Origin of the sequence: Salmonella sp. 32070601201500089SM, assembly GCF_017573605.1 — a bacterium.
In the GTDB taxonomy this organism is placed as follows: Bacteria; Pseudomonadota; Gammaproteobacteria; order Enterobacterales; family Enterobacteriaceae; genus Salmonella; species Salmonella enterica.
In genome coordinates, this window is sequence record NZ_JAGETK010000021.1 from 21018 (window position 1) to 44283 (window position 23266).

Below are 23266 nucleotides of genomic sequence, written 5' to 3' on the forward strand. Positions count from 1 at the left end.
ATCGTGCTATTTAGCGACAGAATACGTGAAAATCACACTTTTACATTGATATATATCATTTAGCCGTGGTAACGCCCTCGCTATAAAGGGGTAGTCGGGAATAATTAATTGTCTTTTAGCCGGTCGGCTAATTGCTGAAAACCCGCGACTTGCGCTACTGTAGCGCTGCTTATTTGACTTCAGGAATTTTTATGCGCAATCGTACGCTGGCTGACCTTGATCGTGTCGTTGCCCTCGGCGGAGGGCATGGATTAGGACGCGTCCTCTCCTCGCTTTCTTCATTAGGTTCACGCCTGACCGGCATTGTGACTACCACAGATAACGGGGGGTCAACTGGCCGTATTCGCCGCTCGGAAGGCGGGATCGCCTGGGGCGATATGCGCAACTGTCTGAATCAGTTAATTACCGAACCCAGCGTCGCATCCGCTATGTTTGAGTACCGTTTTGGCGGTAATGGCGAACTTTCTGGTCATAACCTCGGAAATTTGATGTTAAAGGCGTTAGATCACCTGAGCGTGCGGCCTCTGGAAGCGATTAATTTAATTCGTAATCTGCTTAAAGTGGACGCGCAGCTGATCCCGATGTCGGAGCTACCGGTAGATCTGATGGCGATTGACGATCAGGGGCATGAGATTTATGGCGAGGTGAATATCGATCAGTTAGCGACGCCGCCGCAGGAGATCATGTTAACGCCAAACGTTCCGGCGACGCGGGAAGCGGTACAGGCCATTAATGACGCGGATCTGATTCTGATTGGCCCTGGCAGTTTTTATACTAGCCTGATGCCTTGCCTGCTGCTGGATGAACTGGCGCAGGCGCTGCGGCGCACCCCAGCGCCAATGGTGTATATCGGCAATCTGGGTCGCGAACTGAGTCTGCCCGCCGCCAGTTTAACGCTGGTCGATAAGCTGGCGATGATGGAGCAATATATTGGCAAAAAAGTCATTGACGCGGTGGTGGTTGGACCGCAAGTTGACGTCAGTGCGGTGAACGATCGGCTGGTGATTCAGGAAGTGCTGGAGGCCAGCGATATCCCCTATCGCCACGATCGTCAGTTACTACACAATGCGCTGGAAAAAGCGCTACAGGCGTTGGGTTAAGCCCGTTTACCGACGACGCTGCGCTTATCAGAAGCCTGTTTACACCGAAGGGTAAACAGGCTCTCTCCCTCTTCTGATAAACTGCGTTCAGCTATCACCAGTAGGCGCTCATGAGCGAGCTCACCTCTTTTTTCAGCAATATATTCTCCATGATCTCAGTAAAGAGGGTCTGATTGATCTCTTCCATTATCCGCATTCCAGCCATGCGCTCTGCGTCAGGATCACCTGCTATTCCTAACGCTTCCAGTTCAGCATTGACCCGGCTCTGATACTCATCCGTTTCAATACACTCAGCCCTTTTGGCCATCATTTCACGCCACTCTTCTGGCGCTATACGCTCCAGCACTTTATGCCACGGCCCCCACAGCGCAAACCATTTGTGAAAATCCCTATTTTCAGCAATTTTTATCCTTATTTCCGCCTCGTCCAGGTCAGACTCAGTGATACCCGAAACGTTATAAAATCGCATATCCTGGGTCATTGTTGTCAGCGACAGCGACTCTCGTAACTGATTCTGAAAACCCAGAAATACTTCGACTTCGTCAATAAAAAACAGCCGTTTTACCTTTTCTCTGGCGAGCGATTCTATTTGCTCCAGCCGAAAGATTTCACGCCCCGCCATAATCAGTTCCGCTAAGTGGCTATCAAAGGCGCCTCTTTCAGCATCATGAACCAACGTCGCTTCCTGCATTTGGTGGTATGCCAGTGTGACCCGATCTTCACAGCTTATCGTTGCACCCATCGCTATAATAAATGCGGTTTCTCTTAGTGCGCTATCTTCAGCCAGGCGCATTAGCCAGGCGGAGACTTGTTCCTTAAAATCCGGGTGTCGGGTGTTCTGCGTATCGCTAAGACGATCCAGAAACATGCTGAAGGCTGCCGCGTTTACTTCCGTCTCAAACGCCCGCCATTGGTTGACGTCTTCCTCCTCGAGATTGGTTAGCCACCCCTGGACAGCTTGATGCAGTGGTCGAGTTACCCGAACAATTGAAAAGTCGCCCATGGCAAACAATACCCGGGGTCCCTGATAATCTACAGAGGACATTAGCCGCTGCATATTCTGTATTGTTCGTTCTGAAAAAGGATTATATTCTACGATTATTCTTGTAGGTTGAGGTCCTTCACCACGAAAATGGGGTAACGACTCCGGGAGACGGACCAGGTGATTGCGAGAGGCCTGCATTATTTGTAATGCCGCCGGGAGGTTTTCCGGTAGATTACTCAATGCGTTACGGGAAACGTCCAGCGTTGTTATCGTGGGAGGTAGTGTTTCAGGCAGAACAGTAATCTGATTTTTACTTACATCCAGGAACTGTAATTCTGGTGGTAACGATGCGGGCAGACTGGTTAAGGCATTTTCGCCGGCCTCCAGATTCTTCAGGCCCGGCGGCAATGTTTCAGGCAGAGCGGTTAACGAATTACTCTGCACATTCAAATGGGTAATCCCTGACGGAAGATGTTCTGGCAGTGTCCTTATGCGGTTATCATAAACGCTCAGGTACCGAAGTTCCTCAGGTAGATTTTCAGGTAAGCAACTAATTTTATTATGGAAAAGATCCAGCGATTGAAGCGCTGAAGGCAAACGTTCCGGCAATTCAGTAATACGGTTAATGCTCAGCTCCATTTTCTGTATGGTATCCGGTAACGTGGCAGGAATACTGGTTAGCTGATTACTGCTGGCATACAGGGTCTTTATATTTCCCTGTAAATTTTCCGGCAAACTTTTCAGTTCATTGTTATCGAGTATCAGAGTAGTTATCTGCTCAGGAATACAGGCGGGTATAGTGGTAAGTCCTAATATTTTCAGACGGAGTTCCGTCTTATTATTTTTCAGGCAGTCACGCATCCGTTGTACGGCTTCTTCACGATTTGCTGCCTCTTCCGCTGGCGCCGCTTTTACCCACTCAGACCAGATTAACTCATAATTCACAGCATCTTTGGATGCCGGAAGCGCTACTCGCCTGCTCGCTTTCTGTCACACGGGTATAGGTGACTGACTTCCCCCCTCCCTCAACGGTATAGCCCTCTGTATTAAAAACTATAGACAGAATTTCCTGACTATTTTCGCTCAAAATACAGTATTGGTCTGCCCCTCCTCTACTATACTGAATATTATCCGCATACGCCGGGAAAGCTAACATCCTTAAACATTCAAACTTGCTTTTGATCTCTTCTGGCGAGGCGGTTTCAGGTGGATGACAAAGATAAGCGATGCAGCTTTGTGCTTCAACCTGATGTTCTGAAGAGAAAAAGGCACTTATTTTATTCCATATCTCTTCTTTTAAAGGCACCTCTGTTGATGCCTCATTGCTAATACTTTGATGCCTTGCCGTAGATTGTATATTAGTAATATTAAACATATTTTCCCTACCTGATCTGAACGTAACCTAAAGTAACAGATAAGGATATTCTCAACTTTAAACAAGAGGCCATAGTCGTCATTATTTCGGACAAATCATTCAGTATTTGCAGCGCTTGACTTATAAATGCTCGCGCTTCCATCACCTCTTTTTTAAGTAGAATGATGTAATCTGTTGCCATGACACGCTTTCAACGAACTCATATAAGATTAAAATGACGATCATGAGGATAGCTATACCGATAATACGGGGCGTTTTTTTTCATAGCCGAGGAGAGAGGGAAAATTAGCGTTGGGTTCAGCCTCAACGCTAATTTTCTTCAGTTGTGATTAAACTAGCTACCCCATTGATGTTTTGAGTTTTTCGACAATCCCGTTAGTCAAAGCCTGTCACTGTTTTTCATTCCTGACTGACTTAGCCCTTACTATTGCACTGAAATTCTCAAAAGCGAGCCATGGTAACGATGACTCGCTGGAGATCGACACATTGTCAGGACGCCGCGATAAACAACTCGCGTAACTGGTGCAACTGGTCGCGAATTTGCGCGGCTTCTTCAAACTCCAGATTTTGCGCGTGCTGCATCATTTGCCCTTCCAGTTCATGAATTTTCTGCTGCAACGCTTTCGGCGTCATATCCAGTTCGACAATTCCGGCTTTTGCCGTAGAACGGCCCTTGCCTTTCCCCTTCGCTTTGGTTTTCGCAATGTTCTGCCCCAGCGCCAGGATGTCGACCACTTTTTTGTTCAGCCCCTGCGGAGTGATACCGTGCTCTTCGTTGTACTTCTGCTGCTTCTCGCGACGTCGCTCGGTTTCGCCAATCGCCTTCGCCATCGACGGCGTGATTTTATCGCCATACAGAATCGCTTTACCGTTAACGTTACGCGCCGCGCGCCCTATGGTCTGAATCAGGGAGCGCTCGGAGCGCAGGAAGCCCTCTTTATCGGCGTCCAGAATCGCCACCAGCGAGACTTCCGGCATATCCAGCCCTTCGCGCAGCAGGTTAATCCCCACCAGAACGTCAAACTCGCCCAGACGCAAATCGCGGATGATTTCCATGCGCTCCACGGTATCAATATCTGAGTGCAGGTAACGCACGCGCTCGCCGTGCTCTTCCAGATATTCGGTCAAATCTTCCGCCATCCGTTTGGTAAGCGTAGTGACAAGGACACGCTCATTAATGGCCGCACGCTGACGAATTTCGGACAGCAGATCGTCCACCTGGGTCGCCACCGGACGCACTTCAATAATCGGGTCCAGCAGCCCGGTCGGTCGCACGACCTGATCCACCACCTCATCACCAGATTTTTCCAGCTCATAGTTGCCGGGCGTGGCGGAAACATAGATAGTTTGCGGCGCTAAGGCTTCAAACTCCTCAAACTTCAGCGGACGGTTATCCAGCGCCGAAGGCAGACGGAAGCCATACTCGACCAGCGTCTCTTTGCGCGCCCGGTCGCCGCGGTACATGCCACCTATCTGCGGGATGGTGACATGAGACTCATCCACCACCAGCAGTCCGTCGGCGGGCAGATAATCGAACAAGGTTGGCGGCGGTTCGCCCGGCCCGCGGCCCGACAGAAAGCGGGAATAGTTTTCAATGCCTGAGCAGTAGCCCAGCTCGTTCATCATCTCTAAATCGAACTGCGTGCGCTGGCTTAATCGCTGCTCTTCGAGCAGCTTATTATTCGCCAGCAAGACCTTACGCCTGTCCGCCAGCTCATCTTTTATCTCTTCCATCGCCTGCAGAATACGCTCGCGCGGCGTCACGTAGTGCGTTTTGGGATAGATAGTATAACGTGGCACCGTTGACTCTACCTGCCCGGTTAACGGGTCGAACAGCGACAGGCGTTCCACTTCTTCATCAAACAGCTCAACGCGTAGCGCGATGTCGTCAGATTCAGCCGGGAAGATGTCGATCACTTCGCCGCGCACGCGAAAGGTACCACGCTGAAAAGCTTGATCGTTACGGGTGTATTGCAATTCCGCCAGCCGACGCAAAATCGCGCGCTGGTCAATCAGCATTCCCACCGTCAGATGCAGCATCATTTTCAGGTAGAGATCCGGATCGCCCAGACCGTAAATCGCGGACACGGAAGCCACCACCACGACATCGCGTCGCTCAAGCAACGCTTTCGTTGCCGACAACCGCATTTGCTCAATATGTTCGTTTACCGAAGCGTCTTTTTCGATAAACGTATCCGAACTTGGCACATACGCTTCCGGCTGATAGTAGTCATAGTAGGAGACGAAATACTCCACCGCGTTTTCCGGGAAAAACTCTTTCATTTCACCGTAGAGCTGCGCCGCCAGGGTTTTATTGGGCGCAAGCACCATCGTTGGCCGCTGCAAGTCCGCAATGACGTTGGCAATGGTGAATGTCTTCCCGGAGCCGGTCACACCCAATAACGTCTGATGCGCCAGCCCGTCCTCCAGCCCCTCTTCCAGACGACGTATAGCGTCCGGCTGATCGCCAGAAGGTTTAAAAGCGGAATTCAGTTTGAACGGTTTACTCATGAGCGGCTACCTGAAGGAGTGAGCGGGCAGGGGTGTAATTTTACTCTCGACGGTGAATATTGCCAATAAAAAATACTGGATGAAAAAACAGTAACACTCCAGTGTATAATGGCTATCGGCAGATACCCCACGCTATTTAGAGGTAAAACATAGACAGTCGCGGGGTAAAATTCCAGCAGTGTGCTGGTTATCCCCAGACCAGAGTCTTTTTTAACATTTGTCAAGTCGGATGATGAAAGTTTTATGTCAACGTATCCCCCTTCCTTTACAACCATTGATTTTATATAACTTGCTGTCTGAAAAGGGATATTTCCTCAAGCCGTCTTTCGCGCCAATTTAGTCGCAGGCCGCGTCGCCTCTCGCTTACGTTGTGTTTTCTAACTCTAATACACAAGGTTATCCACAGGAATAGTGGATAACTGCTTCCAGCCCGTATCCCCTGCCGCCTGGCAAAATCAGCCCCTGACGTTTTCGCCGGGCGATAAAAAAAAATTATCGCTATTTTTGGCAGATTATTGGCTAACGAGAAGGGAAAAATTGAGGCGTAGACGCTCACATTTTGCACATTTTTAGCCTGGCGACGTCAGGAGGGTCTGGCGAAAGAACAGCAGGATCGTCTGATCCTGCAAGAAGGCGGTTTTTAGGCGCGGTCAGGCGCGTTCCAGGGGGCTAAGGTCCAGATACTGTCCTGTCGCCGCCTGCGATGGAGAAACGCCCAGCCACGGGATTTCCCCTAACAGCGGGGCCGGTATGACGCGGCGAAGCGTCGCGAGATATTCACCATGACGCGCGCCCGGCGGCTGTATGTCGTTGGCTATCCATCCGACAAGTGGTAATCCGGCCTGTTCTACCGCCAGCGCCGTCAGCATGGCGTGATTAATACAGCCCAGCTTGACGCCAACAACCAGAATCACCGGCAGCTGCTCCGTCTGTACCCAGTCGGCAAACGTCAGCGTGGCAGAGAGCGGTGTAAACCAGCCGCCCGCCCCTTCTGTCAATACCCAGTCTGCCTGCGCCTCCAGCGTTCGTAATCCGCGTGATAATACCGCCGCGTCTATCGCCCGGCCTTCGTCGGCGCTAACGATGTGGGGAGAGGTAGGCTCGGCAAAAGTATAAGGATTGATAGCGGAATAAGGTTGCGGCAGGCTGCTGTTACGCTGCAAGGCCAGGGCATCGCTATTGCGTAGCCCGTTGGTTGTCATTTCGCTGCCGGAAGCGACGGGCTTATAGCCTACGGTTTGATAACCTAACTGCGTTGCGGCCTGCAATAAGGCGCAACTGGCAACCGTTTTACCGACTTCAGTATCAGTACCGGTCACAAAATAGCGTTTAGTCACGTTCAATCACTCCCATAAAAAGATGGTACGTCAGCGGATATTTCCCCTGCCGCTGCGGCCATGCCAACTGAATCTGTCTAAGCCGGGCGCGGGTTAATACATCCGACTCCCGCCCTTCATGAAGATGGGTGGCACCAATGCCTTTAAGCGAGCGCATCGCGCTCAGGGCATCCTCAAACCACAATGTCATCGCCTGAGTATGACGAGACGCCCGCCAGCCGCGCAGCGCGTGGTCAATGGCCTCTTCCGGCAAAAAGCTATTCGCGTGAGCGCGATTATCGACGGCCTGCCATGCCTGACGCAGCTCCGGCAACGACCCCTGGCACAAGGTGGTAAACGCCACCACGCCGCCGGGCCGTACAACCCGATACAACTCGCTCAACGCATCGCGTAAATCGCCGCACCACTGGACCGCCAGGTTGCTCCAGGCCAGGTCAAAAACTTCGGCGTCATGGGGAATCGCTTCGATATCCGCCAGCAAATAGTGATGCGCCGCCTGACGATCGCGAGCCTGTTGCAGCATCGGCAGCGAAAGATCCAGGGCGGTCACTTCGCTCCCCCGCTCTCGCCAGTAACGACTCATACGTCCGGGGCCGCAGCCTGCGTCCAACACACTGGCAAACTGGCGGCCTGTCAACAGCGTCAGCAGCGCATCCGCGCTGTGTTGCTGTAAAGAGGCGTGCTGTTCATATTGCGATGCGGCCCGGCCAAACGCCGCCGCAATAGCCTGCTTATTCACCTGCGCCATGCAGCACCTCCAGCAGACGGTCGATATCGCACGCTTCATGCGCCTGCGTTAACGTTAAGCGCAGGCGCGCCGTGCCGACAGGCACCGTCGGCGGGCGAATCGCCGTCGCCCAGCATCCTTGTTGACGCAGCGCCTCCGCCAGGCGCAATGCACGGCTGTTATCGCCCACGATTAACGGCTGGATGGCGCTATGGGCATTCAGTAGCGTAAACCGGGACGCGTTAACGCCGGCCCGAAAGCGCTGAACCAGAGCGGCGAGTTTTTCGCGCCGTTCACCACCTTCATCGCTACGGATCACCGCCAGCGAGGCGCTTAACGCCTGCGCCTGGGCGGGCGGCATACTGGTGCTGTAAACCAGATGACGGGCAAATTGCAGCAGATAATCCGCGACGCTTTCCGAGCAGAGCACCGCTGCGCCGCTGACGCCAAACCCCTTACCGAAAGTCACCACCAGCAACTCAGGCTTCACCCCCCGCAGCCAGCAGGTGCCCCGCCCCTCATCGCCAGTCACGCCGATGCCGTGCGCATCATCAACCAACAGCCAGGCATGATGCCTGCGGGCAATGTGCTGGATTTCCGCCAGCGGCGCGCTGTCGCCGTCCATGCTGTATACACCTTCTGTCACCACCAGTTGCTGACCCACGCTGGGCGATTGCAGTAAACGCGACAGATGCTGCGTATCGTTATGGATAAAGCGGCGAAGCTGCGCCGGACTCAGATTAGCGGCTTCCAGCAGGGAAGCATGACTCAACCTGTCGGCCACAATCCGGTCATTTTTTTTCATTAAGGCGGTAATGACCGCCTGATTCGCCGCAAAGCCAGAGATAAACAGCAGCGCGCGTGGATATCCTAACCATTGCGCCAGTTCCTCCTCTAACGCCTGGTGCGCCACGGAATAACCGCTGATATGACCCGACCCGCCGCTGCCGACGCCAAAACGCGTCGCTGCCTGTTGCCAGGCGCGAATAATCTGCGGATGTTGACTTAAGCCGAGGTAATCATTGCTGGAGAAGTTAAGATACTGTCGCCCGTTCGCTACCAGCCAGCGTCCGGCACCCTGCGATACCACATAGCGGCGGCGCAACGTATCCGTCGCCCGACGCGCCGTCAGCGCATCGTCGACGCGTTGTTGCCAACTCATAAGGCTGCCGCGTTGTAATAATCATCGGTGTCAGGCGTCATCAGCGTCTGCTCCAGACGTTGCTGCTGCTCGTTATCGCCCGCCAGCACCCTGGTCTGCTGCGGATTCAGCCCCAGCTTACGGAATAACTGCAGATCCTTGTCCTCTGCCGGATTTGGCGTAGTTAACAATTTGCAGCCATAGAAAATCGAGTTCGCCCCGGCCATAAAGCACATCGCCTGAGTCTGCTCGTTCATCTGTTCACGTCCTGCGGAAAGACGCACGTATGAGGTCGGCATCATGATGCGCGCTACGGCGATAGTACGAATAAAATCAAACGCATCCACGTCATCGTTATCCGCAAGCGGCGTGCCTTTTACCTTCACCAGCATGTTGATTGGCACGCTTTCCGGCGGCGTAGGCAGGTTCGCCAACTGCAACAACAGTCCGGCGCGATCGGTAACCGTTTCGCCCAGACCCACAATGCCGCCGGAGCACACTTTAATCCCTGCTTCACGGACTTTTTCCAGCGTGTCGAGGCGCTCCTGATAGGTACGGGTAGTGATGATATTGCCGTAAAACTCCGGCGAGGTATCGAGGTTGTGGTTGTAGTAATCCAGCCCGGCATTAGCCAGACGCTGCGCCTGGCTCTCGTTCAACATGCCGAGCGTCATACAGGTTTCCAGCCCCATCGCTTTGACGCCCTGTACAATCTTCTCCAGATAAGGCATATCGCGTTCATGCGGATTCCTCCAGGCCGCCCCCATACAGAAGCGGGTCGAACCGGCGTTTTTCGCTTTACGGGCGGAGTCCAGTACCTGCTCCACTTCCATTAAGCGCTCGGCTTCCAGCCCGGTTTTATAGCGCGAGCTCTGCGGGCAGTATTTACAATCCTCCGGGCAGGCACCGGTTTTGATCGACAGCAGCGTACTAACCTGTACCTGCTGCGGATCGAAATGCTGGCGATGAATTTGCTGCGCTTCAAACAGCAATTCCAGCAGTGGTTTTTCAAATAATTCGGTTACTTGCGACAGTGTCCAGCGTGGGTGGCGAGCCATCGGGCTTCTCCAAAATATGTTGTTTGTTTTTGATATGGTGTAGACTCGTAAACCTAAATCTTTTTAATTTGGTTTACAAGTCGATTATGACAACGGACGATCTGGCCTTCGATAAACGCCATATTTGGCATCCTTACACTTCCATGACCTCGCCGCTGCCGGTATATCCCGTTGAGCGGGCCGAAGGCTGCGAGCTGGTTCTCGCCTCGGGCGAACGCCTGATTGAGGGGATGTCCTCCTGGTGGGCGGCCATTCATGGTTATAACCACCCGCAATTGAACGCGGCGATGAAAGCGCAAATTGACGCCATGTCGCATGTCATGTTCGGCGGCATAACCCATCAACCTGCGGTGAATCTGTGCCGTAAGCTGGTCGCGATAACGCCTGAGCCGCTGGAGTGTGTCTTTCTGGCCGACTCTGGTTCGGTGTCGGTAGAAGTGGCCATGAAGATGGCGCTGCAATACTGGCAGGCGCGCGGCGAATCGCGTCAGCGTTTTCTGACGTTTCGCCACGGTTATCATGGCGACACGTTCGGCGCGATGTCGGTGTGCGATCCGGATAACTCCATGCACAGCTTGTGGAAAGGCTATCTGCCGGAAAATCTGTTCGCGCCGGCGCCGCAAAGCCGGATGGATGGCGAATGGGATGAAAGCGACATCGCGCCATTTGCCCGCCTGATGGCCGCGCATCGTCATGAAATAGCCGCCGTGATTCTGGAACCTATCGTTCAGGGCGCGGGCGGGATGCGCATATATCATCCACAATGGCTCAGGCGTATTCGTAACATGTGCGATCGCGAAGGCATTCTGCTGATTGCCGATGAAATAGCCACCGGGTTTGGCCGTACCGGCAAACTGTTCGCCTGCGAGCATGCCGGGATCGCACCGGATATTCTGTGTCTCGGCAAAGCGTTAACCGGCGGCACCATGACCCTCTCGGCAACGCTCACGACACGCCAGGTTGCAGAGACTATTAGCAACGGCGAGGCGGGATGTTTTATGCATGGCCCGACGTTTATGGGGAATCCGCTGGCCTGCGCCGTCGCCTGCGCCAACCTGACGCTGCTGGAAAGCGGCGAATGGCGTCAGCAGGTGGCGTCTATCGAGTCTCAGTTACGCGCTGAGTTAGCCCCCGCGCAAAGTTCGCCCTGGGTGGCGGATGTGCGGGTGTTGGGCGCGATTGGGGTGGTTGAAACCACGCACACGGTCAATATGGCGGCGCTTCAACGCTTCTTCGTCGGGCAAGGCGTCTGGATCAGGCCGTTCGGCAAGCTAATCTACCTGATGCCGCCCTACATTATTCGTCCGGATCAACTGCGCCGTTTGACCCAGGCGGTCAATGACGCGGTACACAATGAAACATTTTTTAGCCATTAATCAGCGGTAAGCGATGCTGCTTCTGGCTACACTTCTGGTGAGTCAAAAGGAGAGCGCATGAAACTTATCAGCAACGATTTGCGCGATGGAGATAAACTTCCTCATCGCCACGTTTTTAACGGTATGGGCTATGATGGCGATAATATTTCGCCGCATCTGGCCTGGGACGACGTGCCGATGGGCACCAAAAGTTTTGTCGTGACCTGTTACGATCCCGACGCGCCGACCGGCTCCGGCTGGTGGCACTGGGTGGTGGTGAACCTCCCGGCGGATACGCGCGTACTGACCCAGGGGTTCGGCTCAGGCCTGGTGGCCGTACCAGACGGCGTCATTCAGACGCGTACCGATTTCGGTAAAGCGGGCTACGGCGGCGCGGCGCCGCCTAAAGGGGAAACGCACCGCTATATCTTTACGGTTCACGCGCTGGACGTCGAGCGTCTTGACGTTGATGAAGACGCCAGCGGCGCGATGGTCGGCTTTAACGTGCATTTCCATTCGCTCGCCAGCGCCTCGATCACGGCGATGTTCAGTTAAACGCTGTGCCGGATGGCGGCGTAAACGTCTTACCCTACCAACGGGTTGGGTAAGCCGAATAAGCGCCGCGCCATCCGGCAGCATTCACATAAAGTCCGGCACCAGACGCTGTAACGCGCCTTGCGCCAGCAGCGCCGTCGCACACTCAATATCGGGTGCGAAAAAACGATCCTGCGTATAGTGCGCCACCCGCTCGCGCAGTGTCTGCCGCGCCTGCTCCAGTAACGGGCTGGAGGTTAACCTTTCCCGTAAATCTATCCCCTGACAGGCCGCCAGCCACTCCACGGCAATGATGCCGCGGGTATTCGCCGCCATTTCCCAGAGTCGCCGCCCTGCCGCCGGGGCCATTGAGACATGATCTTCCTGATTCGCCGAGGTCGGCAGGCTATCCACGCTGTGCGGGTGCGCCAGCGCTTTATTCTCGCTGGCGAGCGCCGCGGCGGTGACCTGGGCAATCATAAAACCGGAATTAACGCCGCCATTTTTCACCAGGAACGGCGGTAACTGCGACATATGTTTATCCATCATCAGCGCGATGCGCCGCTCCGATAGCGCGCCGATTTCCGCTATCGCCAGCGCCAGATTATCCGCCGCCATGGCAACCGGTTCAGCATGGAAGTTACCGCCGGAGATCACCTCCCCCGCATCGGCAAAGACCAGCGGATTATCGGACACCGCGTTGGCCTCAGCCAGCAGTACCTCTTTCGTCTGACGTAACTGGGTCAGACAAGCGCCCATTACCTGCGGCTGGCAGCGAAGGGAATACGGGTCCTGAACTTTATGACAGTGGTGATGTGATTCAGCAATAGCACTGGTATCGGTCAACAGATGCCGGAACAACCGCGCGGCGTCAATTTGCCCCTGTTGTCCGCGCGCGGCATGAATGCGCGCATCAAAAGGACGGCGCGATCCCAGTACGGCTTCGGTAGTCAGCGCGCCGCAGACAACGGCGGAGGCAAATAACTCCTGTGCCTCAAACAAACCGCGCAGCGCGAAGGCCGTTGATGCCTGGGTGCCATTAAGCAGCGCCAGCCCCTCTTTGGCCGCCAGCGCGACAGGCTCCAGTCCGGCCTTTTTTAGCGCCGTCTGCGCCGGAAGCCATTCGCCCTGCCAGCGCGCTTTTCCTTCGCCAAGCAGCGTCAGCGACAGATGCGCCAGCGGCGCTAAGTCGCCCGACGCGCCAACCGAGCCTTTTGCCGGAATCAGCGGATACACGCCGGCATTCACCAGAGCGATGAGCGCTTCTATCAGGCTCAACCGAATCCCGGAAAACCCGCGCGCCAGACTATTGATTTTCAATACCATGATCAGACGCACCATCGCGTCATCCAGTGGGTCGCCTACGCCCGCGGCGTGAGACAGCACCAACGATCGCTGTAGATTTTGCAAGTCTTCATCAGCGATGCGCGTCTGCGCCAGCAGGCCGAAACCGGTGTTGATGCCGTAGGCGGTACGCCCTTCGGCAACGATATCATTGACGCACGCGACGCTGGCGTTAATGCCGTCAATGGCGCTGGCGTCCAGCCGAAGCTGTACCGGATGACGCCAGATATCGTACAGTTGAGAGAGACTTAACTGCCCCGGAGTGAGTGTCATGGTGTTCATATCAGCCTTTCCCCTGCGTCGCCGCAACCATCGGTAAATTCAGACCTTGCTCAACAGCGCATTCCACCGCGAGATCATATCCGGCATCGGCATGGCGCATGACGCCCGTCGCCGGATCGTTGTGTAACACGCGGCGAATACGCGCGGCGGCCTCGTCAGTGCCATCACAGACAATCACCATACCGGCGTGTTGCGAAAAACCCATCCCCACCCCGCCGCCATGATGGAGCGATACCCATGTCGCCCCGCTGGCGGTATTCAGCAACGCATTTAACAGCGGCCAGTCGGAAACCGCGTCGGAACCGTCGCTCATCGCTTCGGTTTCACGGTTAGGGCTGGCGACAGAACCGGAATCCAGGTGATCGCGGCCAATCACAATGGGCGCGGATACCTCGCCGCAACGCACCATTTCGTTGAACGCCAGCCCCAGTTTTTGCCGCCACTCCAGGCCTACCCAGCAGATACGCGCCGGTAGCCCCTGAAAATGAATGCGCTCGCGCGCCATATCCAGCCAGTGATGCAGATGTTTATCCTCCGCCACTATCTCTTTGACTTTGGCATCGGTTTTATAGATATCCTGCGGATCGCCGGACAGCGCCACCCAGCGAAACGGCCCGATGCCACGACAGAACAGCGGACGAATATAGGCTGGCACAAATCCCGGAAAATCAAAGGCGTTTTCCACCCCCATCTCTTTCGCCATCTGGCGAATATTGTTGCCATAGTCAAAGGTCGGCACGCCCATTTGACTGAACGCCAGCATCGCCCGAACATGTGCCGCCATGGAACGTTTCGCTGCCTGCATCGTCCCGTGGGGATCGGATTGCGCGTTTTTCTGATACTCCTCCCAGCGCCAGCCGGAGGGTAAATAGCCATGTAGCGGATCGTGGGCGCTGGTCTGATCGGTCACCAGGTCCGGGCGCACGCCGCGATTAACCAGTTCCGGCAGGATATCCGCCGCGTTCGCGCACAGGGCGACGGACACGGCTTTCCCCTCGCGGGTGTAGCGCGTAATGCGGGCCAGCGCGTCATCCAGCGTGGCGGCCTGCTCATCCACGTAGCGAGTACGCAGACGAAAATCGATACGGCTTTGCTGGCATTCAATCGTCAGCGAACACGCTCCGGCCAGCGTCGCGGCTAGCGGTTGCGCGCCGCCCATGCCGCCCAGTCCGGCGGTCAGCACCCAGCGTCCCGCCAGCGTGCCGTTATAGTGCTGACGCCCCGCCTCGACAAAGGTTTCGTATGTTCCCTGCACGATTCCCTGGCTGCCGATATAGATCCAGCTTCCAGCCGTCATCTGACCGTACATCGCCAGCCCTTTCGCATCCAGTTCGTTAAAGTGTTCCCATGTCGCCCAGTGGGGAACCAGGTTGGAGTTGGCGATTAATACCCGCGGCGCGTTGTCGTGCGTTTTAAATACGCCGACCGGTTTGCCAGACTGAATAAGCAACGTTTCGTCCGCCTCCAGCCGGGTGAGCGCATCAACAATAGCGTCATAGCATTCCCAGTTGCGCGCGGCGCGACCAATCCCGCCGTAGACCACCAGCTCATGCGGATTTTCCGCCACGTCAGGATCGAGATTATTCATTAACATCCGCAGCGGGGCTTCTGTCAGCCAGCTTTTCGCCGTTAATACCGTGCCTCGGGGCGCGCGGATAGTCTGCTGACGATACTTGCTTTCAGGCATAGCAATGACTCCTCATTATTATCGGTCTGCCATCGCCAAATAACGCTAAAACGCCACTATCAGGCACCGCCGCAGACCCACAGATAAGAATCAGACATATACTTGTCTATACAAGTAAGCACAAGAATAGAATTAACAAAAATGATACAATTTTGTTATATTGTGTCAGCAATCACGTTTTCCGGCAGCGGCCCGCTCAGGAGATAAATCGTCCCTGTAGCCGGTAGCGCGACCCGGGGAAAAGTAAACGGGCGTGAGAAACAATCCGCGACGCGGACCAGGTTGTACGACGAATGAGCAGACAAGGCTCATGCTCTTTGATAGTTAACCACGCGCACTCTTGCGCCGTGGCGCGCACCGCCTCCACAATATGTTCCCCTTCCGTTAGCGGCGCGATCCGCGACAAATAAGCGTGCGGCGTGGTCTGACGGTAATCCTGCGTCAGGTAATCCACGGCAATATCCGCATTCACGCAGCGATCTTCAATTTGTACCGGCAGATCGTTTTCATAATGCACCATGATGGAATGGAAAATGACATCGCTCTCATTGACGTTGAGAGCGCTGGCCTGGATGGCGTTTGCCCGCACACGCTCCAGCGTGAGCACCTCACAACGGTGCTGATGACGGCGGGCGGCAATCTCCTCGGCGATACTGCGGACTTCAAACAGCGCGGACTGGCCTTTCGGTTCGGCGACAAACGTCCCCACGCCCTGTAAACGTACCAGCCACCCTTCATCCGTCAGCTCACGCAGCGCCCGGTTGATGGTCATTCGGCTAAAGCCATACTGAGCGACCAGTTCAGCTTCCGACGGAATGCGATCGTGCGGCTGCCAGACGCCGCCGGCTATTTTTTTACAGATGTCCTGTTTCACCGTTTCGTAAAAAGGCGCAGGCGCAGAACGGGAGCGGGATGAATACATGCGTGAAGCCTTCCTTATGCGGATAATGTTTTCCGGATGACAGATTAACGCCACCAGTGCGCGATTTGCCAGCCAAGCCGCGCCGCCACGCGCGCCGCTGCGCCATCTTCATCAAAGCGTGGATTAAACTCAACCAGATCCGCCGCCTGTAATTTTCCGCTGCGGCAAACCGGCTCAATTAAACGCAGAACCTGTATCAGCGGCACGCCCAGCGCTGCGGGAGCGGAGACGGCCGGCATTTCCCAGACAGGCAATACGTCGAGATCGATAGTCAGATAAATTTTATCCACCTTGTCGATAAACTGCGCCATCTGCGCCAGCGCGTCATGGCAGTCCAGATCCTCCACCACGGTAACATTCCGCCACTGCGCTTCCCGCCACAACGCCTGCGTATTCGCCGCACGGCTCACGCCGAAACAGGCATAATGAAACGCGCGGCTCTGCGCGTCGCATAGCTGCGCCAGTTGACGAAACGGCGTCCCGGATGTTGCCCGGTCGGTCTGACGGAGATCCAGATGCGCATCAAGATTAATGATCCCTACGCTTTCCTGCGCAAACGCGTCCAGCACCCCCGCGCCGTGTCCAAACGCGGTTTCATGCCCGCCGCCCAGTACCAGCGTGCGCATCCCGGCCCGCAGACAGCGGCTTACCGCATCGCGCAAGGCCTGCTGCGCGCCTTCCAGATCGGGCGTCGGCGCAACCCAATTGCCTAAATCCACCAGCCGTTCATGTCCCTGGTGGCTGGCCATATTCGCCAGCGCTTTACGCAACGCGTCCGGGGCGCCTGCCGCGCCGGGACGCCCTGCATTGCGTTTTACCCCCTCGTCGCAGGCAAATCCCATTAACGCGATCTTTTGCTGCCAGTTTTCGGGGGAAAAGGTCTCGCTGCGCGTGACGGTCTGAAACAGACGCCGCGCATCCGGCGCTTCTATACTGTCATCGCGCCCCTGCCAGAGCGCCGGAGAAGCCGGATACCATTGCGTCATGAGATTTGTCCTCTGTATACCCGCTGATATAAAGGGTTACGCCCCGGCTCATACACTATCTCTACCGGCTGTTCAGCATCCCACACCACAAAATCCGCCCGGTAGCCGGCCCTGATCTGCCCATGCGTCGCCTGTCTTCCCAGCGCGCGAGCGGCATGGCGCGTAACGCCCGCCCATGCCTCTTCCGGCGTCAGACCAAACTGTACGCAGGCCATATTCATCGCCAGATGCAAACTGCAAAACGGGCTGGTGCCGGGATTGAAATCGCTGGCGACGGCGACAGGCACCTGATAGCGGCGCAGCAGTTCTACCGGCGGGCGCTGCGTCTCGCGCAGAAAATAAAACGCGCCGGGCAATAATACGCCGACAGTACCGCCGTCACGCATCGCCGCGACGCCCGCTTCATCAAGATATTCGATATGATCCGCCGATAAGCCCTGATAACGGCTCACCAACTGCGCGCCGCCCAACAGCGAAAGCTGCTCAACATGGCCTTTAACGGGAATACCTAACGCCTTCGCCGTCTGCAATACGCGCTCACTCTGCGCCACATTAAAGCCGACGCTCTCGCAAAAGAGGTCTACCGCATCAAATAACCCTTTTTGCCAGAGCTGCGGAATCATCGTCTCGCAGACCAGAGTGATGTAGCCGTCCGGGTCGTCACGATACTCCGCTGGCGTAGCATGAGCGGCCAATAGCGTGGGGCTAATGTCGATAGCGTTTTCGGCGGCAAGTTTTGCAGCGACGCGCAACAGCTTTTCTTCTGTCGCCAGCTCCAGACCATAGCCGGATTTAATCTCCAGCAGCGTAACGCCTTCGCTGGCAAGGCGCATCATGCGTTCGCGCGCCAGCAGGTAGAGCGTCTCCTCCGCACAGGCGCGGGTTGCTGATACCGTCGCGTTAATGCCGCCGCCCTGAGCGCTAATATGCTGGTATGACGCGCCGTTAAGCCGCTGTTCCCACTCTGCGGCGCGGTTACCGGCAAACACCAGATGCGTGTGGCAATCGATAAGTCCCGGGGTTACCAGTCGTCCCTGCATATCATGGATATTGTCCCCGCTGACAGGAAGCTGCGTCTCTGGCACGATATCGCAAATATGCCCTTCGCGCACAATCAGCGCCTGATTATCCACCAGCCCGTACAGGGCTTGCTGCTGCGGGTCCATTGTCGCCAGCCTGATGTTTCGCCAGACAGTATCGCCCGGTAAAAGTTGCCGCATTCCTGTCGCTCTCTTGCCTGTCATGGGTTGTATAGACATTTATTTTCTTTCTGCTCCGGATTGTCAACTCAAAGCGCGAAAGTTGTTGCTTAATTGTGATAAAACTATCTGATGCTACAGGTGTTTCCGGCCTGAAAAGGAACTTTTTACCTTTTCGCCTTCCCGTTTCGTTCAACTTAGTATAAAAAAGCAGGCTTCAATGGATGTCATTTAACTTTTTCAAGCCCGGAGCAACCTGTGAATACATTATCGGTTTCCCGTCTGGCGCTGGCACTGGCTTTTGGCGTGACGCTGAGCGCCTGTAGCTCTACGCCACCCGATCAGATCCCTTCCGATCAAACCGCGCCTGGCACCGCCTCGCGCCCAATTCTGTCGGCAAATGAAGCGAAAAACTTCGTTGCGGCGCGCTATTTTGCCTCCCTGACGCCGAATACCGCCCCGTGGTCGCCGTCGCCGATTACCCTGCCCGCACAGCCTGACTTTGTGGTGGGGCCGGCAGGTACGCCAGGCGTTACGCACACCTCGATTCAGGCCGCGGTCGATGCGGCAATGGTTAAACGCACGAACAAACGCCAGTACATTGCTATTATGCCGGGCGACTATCAGGGGACCGTGTATGTTCCCGCCGCGCCGGGAAGTCTGACCCTGTACGGGACCGGTGAAAAACCGATCGATGTGAAAATTGGGATGGCGATTGATGGTGAAATGAGTGTCGCTGACTGGCGCCGCGCGGTGAATCCCGGCGGGAAATATATGCCTGGTAAACCCGCCTGGTATATGTTCGATAACTGCCAAAGCAAACACGCCGCGACGATCGGTGTGATGTGTTCTGCCGCGTTCTGGTCGCAGAATAACGGTCTGCAGCTACAAAATCTGACCATCGAGAACACGCTGGGCGACAGCGTCGATGCCGGAAACCATCCGGCGGTGGCGCTGCGTACCGATGGCGACAAAGTCCAGATTAACAAGGTCAATATCCTTGGCCGCCAGAACACCTTCTTTGTGACCAACAGCGGCGTGCAGAACCGTCTGCAAACCGATCGCCAGCCGCGTACGCTGGTGACGAACAGCTACATTGAAGGCGATGTGGATATGGTTTCCGGACGCGGCGCCGTGGTGTTCGATAACACCAACTTCCAGGTCGTCAACTCCCGCACACAGCAGGAAGCCTACGTTTTCGCCCCGGCGACGCTGTCCAATATTTACTATGGCTTTTTGGCGATCAACAGCCGCTTTAACGCCTCCGGCGATGGCGTTGCGCAGCTTGGCCGCTCGCTGGATGTCGACGCCAACACCAACGGTCAGGTAGTGATCCGCGACAGCGTGATTAACGAGGGCTTCAACGTTGCCAAACCGTGGGCCGACGCGGTCATCTCGAAACGTCCGTTTGCCGGAAATACGGGAACCGTGGATGACAAAGACGAGGTGCAGCGTAATCTGAACGACACGAACTACAACCGCATGTGGGAATACAACAACCGCGGTGTTGGCAGTAAAGTGGTGGCGGAACCTAAGCAGTAATCGCCGTTCCGGTTCAGGCTTATAAACGGGCCGCCGCAGCAGATGTGGCGGCCCGTGGTTTTACTGCAAGCGATGTTTATCGAAATTAATCAGGCATCCTGCCTTGATGAGCTCCAGCCCGCCGCCCTCCGGCACACAACGCTTTAGTACGCGTTCACTACAACCCACATTGGCCCCTGGCCGACGGCATAACGGCCTTTTTCCGTCAGCAACCCCTGAGTGCCCGTAATTTCATAGACCGCGATATGATGTGATTTTTGACCCGCAGCAATCAGGTATTTTCCGCTATTGTCGATATTAAAGCCGCGCGGTTGGACTTCCGTCGGCTGGAAGCCTTCAACGCTCAGTACGCTGCCGTCTTCGGAGACACTAAAGACGGTAATCAGACTGGCGGTGCGGTCACAGGCATACAGATGCCGTCCATCCGGCGTAATATGAATATCCGCCGCCCAGCGGGTATCGGAAAAATCGGCGGGCATCATATCCAGCGTTTGTACGCACTCTATCTCGCCATGCGGATTTTTAAGCTGCCAGACATCCACCGAACTGTTCAGTTCATTGACGCAATACGCATATTGTCGATTCGGGTGGAAGACCATATGACGCGGGCCTGCCCCTTCAACTGTATTTACTTCCGCCGGCTCCTGGGCCACCAGATGGCCGTCATCGCTTAGCGTAAACAGACAAATGCGATCCTGTTTTAGCGCAGGCACCCACAGAGTACGGTTATCAGGCGTAATATTTGCCGAGTGGCAGCCGTCCAGCCCCTCCACCACATCCACCAACTCAACCGGCAGGCCATCCTGTAAGCGCGTCACGCTGACATTACCGGCGTTATACGATCCGACAAAGACAAAACGACCATGATGATCGGTAGAAATATGGGTCGGGCTACCCGGCAGGGCGGATTCGGCGGCAAACGTCAGCACGCCATCATCCGGCGCAATACGATACGCCAGGACACGAAACTCCGGGCGCACGCCGACATAGAGGTAGCGTTTATCCGGACTGACCACCATCGGCTGAACCTGACCGGGCACATCCACGACCTGCACCAGCGTCAGCGTCCCTTCGTGGTTCAGGCTCCAGACGTGAATTTGCTGACTCTCAGGGCTGGCGGTATAGACTGTTTGTTTCATGAATACTCCTTTGCATATGGCATGTAGCTGCAATAACAGGACACAGCTTAACGTAGTCGCTTTTGACGGCGAATGCTGAATTCAGACGCAGAATTTTGTCTGCTTACCGTCCCGGTGTACCATGCCGACAGACGGAATTATTACTCTTAATCTGGAAAAAATTATGACTGCACGCGTGATTGCCCTCGATTTAGACGGAACATTATTAACCCCGCATAAAACCTTACTCCCCTCCTCGCTTGAAGCGCTATCACGCGCCAAAGAGGCGGGCTTTCAACTTATCATTGTCACTGGTCGCCATCACGTTGCTATTCATCCTTTTTATCAGGCGCTGGCGCTGGAAACACCTGCTATTTGCTGCAACGGCACCTATTTGTATGATTATCAAGCTAAAACTGTCCTGGATGCCGATCCTATGCCCGTGGATAAGGCGTTGCAGTTGATTGATTTACTGGATGAGCATCAGATTCACGGCCTGATGTATGTTGATGACGCTATGCTTTACGAACACCCAACCGGCCACGTCGTGCGTACCTCCCGGTGGGCGCAGACCTTGCCGCCGGAACAACGTCCGACCTTTACACAGGTCTCTTCGTTAGCGCAGGCGGCGCGCGACGTGAATGCCGTGTGGAAGTTTGCGCTTACCGATGAAGATATTCCCAGACTACAGCGGTTCGGTCAGCATGTTGAACAGGCGCTTGGCCTGGAGTGCGAATGGTCATGGCACGATCAGGTGGATATCGCGCGCAAAGGCAACAGTAAAGGCAAGCGCCTTACCCAGTGGATAGAAGCGCAGGGAGGGTCAATGAAAAATGTGATCGCTTTCGGCGATAACTACAACGACATCAGTATGCTGGAGGCGGCAGGCACCGGCGTTGCGATGGGCAACGCCGATGAGGCGGTGAAAGCGCGCGCTGACGTCGTGATCGGCGATAACACTACCGATAGCATCGCCAAATTTATTTACACCCACCTGCTATAGTCAGGCGGTGATAGAAACGCTTTTCACCTGCGCGTAAAGCCACAGGCCAGGCTTGATATTCAGCTCATCCCTGGCCCACGGGCTTATTCGCGCCCACAGCGTTCTGCCGCCTATCTCAAGCTGGACTTCCACCTGCCCGTTATCGTCATAGCAATTCGCCACTTTTGCCCGCAATACGTTGCGGATACTGGTCTGCTGCGGCGGCTGTAGTACCAGCGAGACATCCGACGCCTGTATACGAATACGCAGTGTGGATTGCAGCGGCTGATTGAGTTTATTTACCCACAGGTGCTGGTCGCCAAGCGCCAGGGCGGTCATGGCATAATGCGGGTGATGCTCCAGCACGCTGACTTTCAGAATACTGCTCTGTTGCTCTTTCGGCAGCCACGGGTGCATAACGCTGCTTCCCCAGACCTCCTCCAGCGGGCCAAACGCTTTAACCTGTCCATCCTCCAGCACCATGACTTTATCCGCCAGGTGGAGAATTTCATCGAGAGAATGGCTGACATACAGCATGGGAATATTGATTTCCCGCGCCAGCCGTTGCAGGTACGGCAGTAATTCGCGTTTTCGCGGGATATCCAGCGAGGCCAACGGTTCGTCCAACAGCAGCAACTCCGGGGCGGTGAGCAATGCCCGGCCTATCGCTACGCGCTGTTTTTCTCCGCCGGACAGGCTCCCCGGCAGGCGATCAAGCAACGCTTCAATTCCCAGCAGCGACACCAGCTTATCAAACTGGCCGGTCATGCTTTTCGCCATGCCGTAGCGCAAATTGCCGCGTACTTTGTAATGGGGGAACAGGCGCGCATCCTGGAAAACATAACCGATGCGGCGCTTTTCCGGCGTTAAACAGATACCGTTTTCCGCGTCATGCAACACCCGGCCATTCAGCGCGATGCGTCCTTTTTGCGGGCGAGTTAAACCGCTAATGGCATTAATCAGCGAGGTTTTTCCCGCGCCAGAGACGCCAAAGATAGCCGTGATCCCACTGGCTGGCAGCGTTTCGTTGAGGGTTAAACAGTGCGTTCCCAGCGTCTGGGAAAAATTAAGCTCCAGCATG

Annotated in this window: 18 protein-coding genes and 1 pseudogene; 5 read left to right on the forward strand and 14 right to left on the reverse strand. The window is 55.3% G+C overall.

Going from position 1 to position 23266, the window contains the following annotated elements; all coding sequences use genetic code 11:
* Nucleotides 1-191 precede the first annotated feature (191 nt).
* Nucleotides 192-1100, forward strand: a complete 909-nt coding sequence (gene yvcK / locus J4728_RS22455; RefSeq protein ID WP_001246031.1) for a uridine diphosphate-N-acetylglucosamine-binding protein YvcK — start codon at nt 192-194, stop codon at nt 1098-1100.
* A 94-nt stretch (nt 1101-1194) separates the two neighbouring features.
* Here the strand turns inward: yvcK and slrP are convergent.
* The 7 genes and pseudogenes from slrP to bioB all read right to left on the reverse strand — a co-directional run bounded on the left by slrP (nt 1195) and on the right by bioB (nt 10234).
* Nucleotides 1195-3460: pseudogene (gene slrP, locus J4728_RS22460) on the reverse strand (SPI-1 type III secretion system effector E3 ubiquitin transferase SlrP).
* A 7-nt stretch (nt 3461-3467) separates the two neighbouring features.
* Nucleotides 3468-3641 (reverse strand): hypothetical protein, encoded by a 174-nt coding sequence (locus tag J4728_RS22465; RefSeq protein WP_001539544.1) that lies wholly within the window; start codon nt 3639-3641, stop codon nt 3468-3470.
* Between the two features lie 308 nt (nt 3642-3949).
* On the reverse strand, nt 3950-5971 hold the full coding sequence (gene uvrB, locus J4728_RS22470; RefSeq protein WP_000042502.1) for an excinuclease ABC subunit UvrB: 2022 nt from the start codon (nt 5969-5971) through the stop codon (nt 3950-3952).
* A gap of 650 nt (nt 5972-6621) precedes the next feature.
* A complete protein-coding gene (gene bioD / locus J4728_RS22475) occupies nt 6622-7308 on the reverse strand; it encodes a dethiobiotin synthase (protein WP_208212445.1) in 687 nt (228 codons plus the stop codon).
* A complete protein-coding gene (bioC, locus tag J4728_RS22480; protein WP_000079911.1) occupies nt 7301-8056 on the reverse strand; it encodes a malonyl-ACP O-methyltransferase BioC in 756 nt (251 codons plus the stop codon). The genes bioD and bioC overlap by 8 nt, the downstream gene beginning before the upstream one ends.
* Nucleotides 8040-9197, reverse strand: a complete 1158-nt coding sequence (bioF, locus tag J4728_RS22485; protein ID WP_000118944.1) for an 8-amino-7-oxononanoate synthase — start codon at nt 9195-9197, stop codon at nt 8040-8042. The genes bioC and bioF overlap by 17 nt, the downstream gene beginning before the upstream one ends.
* Complete coding sequence (gene bioB / locus J4728_RS22490) at nt 9194-10234, reverse strand: biotin synthase BioB (protein WP_000090729.1); 1041 nt, start codon at nt 10232-10234, stop codon at nt 9194-9196. Before bioB ends, bioF begins: the two co-directional genes overlap by 4 nt.
* Before the next feature lie 86 nt (nt 10235-10320).
* On the opposite strand from bioB, the gene bioA reads away from it, so the two are divergent.
* Together bioA and J4728_RS22500 are read left to right on the forward strand one after the other, a co-directional pair.
* Nucleotides 10321-11610: an adenosylmethionine--8-amino-7-oxononanoate transaminase gene (bioA, locus tag J4728_RS22495; protein WP_023198004.1), complete on the forward strand. Its 1290-nt coding sequence runs from the start codon at nt 10321-10323 to the stop codon at nt 11608-11610.
* 57 nt (nt 11611-11667) lie between these two features.
* Nucleotides 11668-12144 (forward strand): kinase inhibitor, encoded by a 477-nt coding sequence (locus J4728_RS22500; protein WP_000767403.1) that lies wholly within the window; start codon nt 11668-11670, stop codon nt 12142-12144.
* A gap of 84 nt (nt 12145-12228) precedes the next feature.
* Here J4728_RS22500 and hutH read toward each other — a convergent pair whose 3' ends face one another.
* The 5 genes from hutH to hutI form a co-directional block, all read right to left on the reverse strand.
* On the reverse strand, nt 12229-13749 hold the full coding sequence (gene hutH / locus J4728_RS22505) for a histidine ammonia-lyase (RefSeq protein WP_208212447.1): 1521 nt from the start codon (nt 13747-13749) through the stop codon (nt 12229-12231).
* Between the two features lies 1 nt (nt 13750).
* Complete coding sequence (hutU, locus tag J4728_RS22510) at nt 13751-15436, reverse strand: urocanate hydratase (protein WP_061424170.1); 1686 nt, start codon at nt 15434-15436, stop codon at nt 13751-13753.
* Between the two features lie 196 nt (nt 15437-15632).
* The gene (locus J4728_RS22515; protein ID WP_000287413.1) at nt 15633-16358 is read right to left on the reverse strand and encodes a histidine utilization repressor; all 726 of its coding nucleotides are present in this window, start codon (nt 16356-16358) and stop codon (nt 15633-15635) included.
* Nucleotides 16359-16402: 44 nt separating this feature from the next.
* On the reverse strand, nt 16403-17344 hold the full coding sequence (gene hutG / locus J4728_RS22520; protein ID WP_000195682.1) for a formimidoylglutamase: 942 nt from the start codon (nt 17342-17344) through the stop codon (nt 16403-16405).
* Nucleotides 17341-18564 carry an imidazolonepropionase gene (gene hutI / locus J4728_RS22525; protein ID WP_001249470.1) on the reverse strand — a complete coding sequence of 408 codons (1224 nt, stop codon included), beginning with the start codon at nt 18562-18564 and terminating at the stop codon, nt 17341-17343. The genes hutG and hutI overlap by 4 nt, the downstream gene beginning before the upstream one ends.
* A 237-nt stretch (nt 18565-18801) precedes the next feature.
* Between hutI and J4728_RS22530 the strand changes: the two genes are divergently transcribed.
* On the forward strand, nt 18802-20085 hold the full coding sequence (locus J4728_RS22530; RefSeq protein ID WP_001094776.1) for a putative acyl-CoA thioester hydrolase: 1284 nt from the start codon (nt 18802-18804) through the stop codon (nt 20083-20085).
* A gap of 143 nt (nt 20086-20228) precedes the next feature.
* Here the strand turns inward: J4728_RS22530 and pgl are convergent, their stop codons facing one another.
* On the reverse strand, nt 20229-21224 hold the full coding sequence (pgl, locus tag J4728_RS22535; RefSeq protein ID WP_000815475.1) for a 6-phosphogluconolactonase: 996 nt from the start codon (nt 21222-21224) through the stop codon (nt 20229-20231).
* 163 nt (nt 21225-21387) lie between these two features.
* Between pgl and J4728_RS22540 the strand changes: the two genes are divergently transcribed.
* Entirely contained in the window at nt 21388-22206 is an 819-nt protein-coding gene (locus J4728_RS22540; protein ID WP_000127031.1) for a pyridoxal phosphatase, read from the forward strand.
* Here J4728_RS22540 and modC read toward each other — a convergent pair whose 3' ends face one another.
* Entirely contained in the window at nt 22207-23265 is a 1059-nt protein-coding gene (gene modC / locus J4728_RS22545) for a molybdenum ABC transporter ATP-binding protein ModC (RefSeq protein ID WP_000891710.1), read from the reverse strand. It abuts the gene before it with no gap.
* Between the last annotated feature and the right edge of the window lies 1 nt (nt 23266).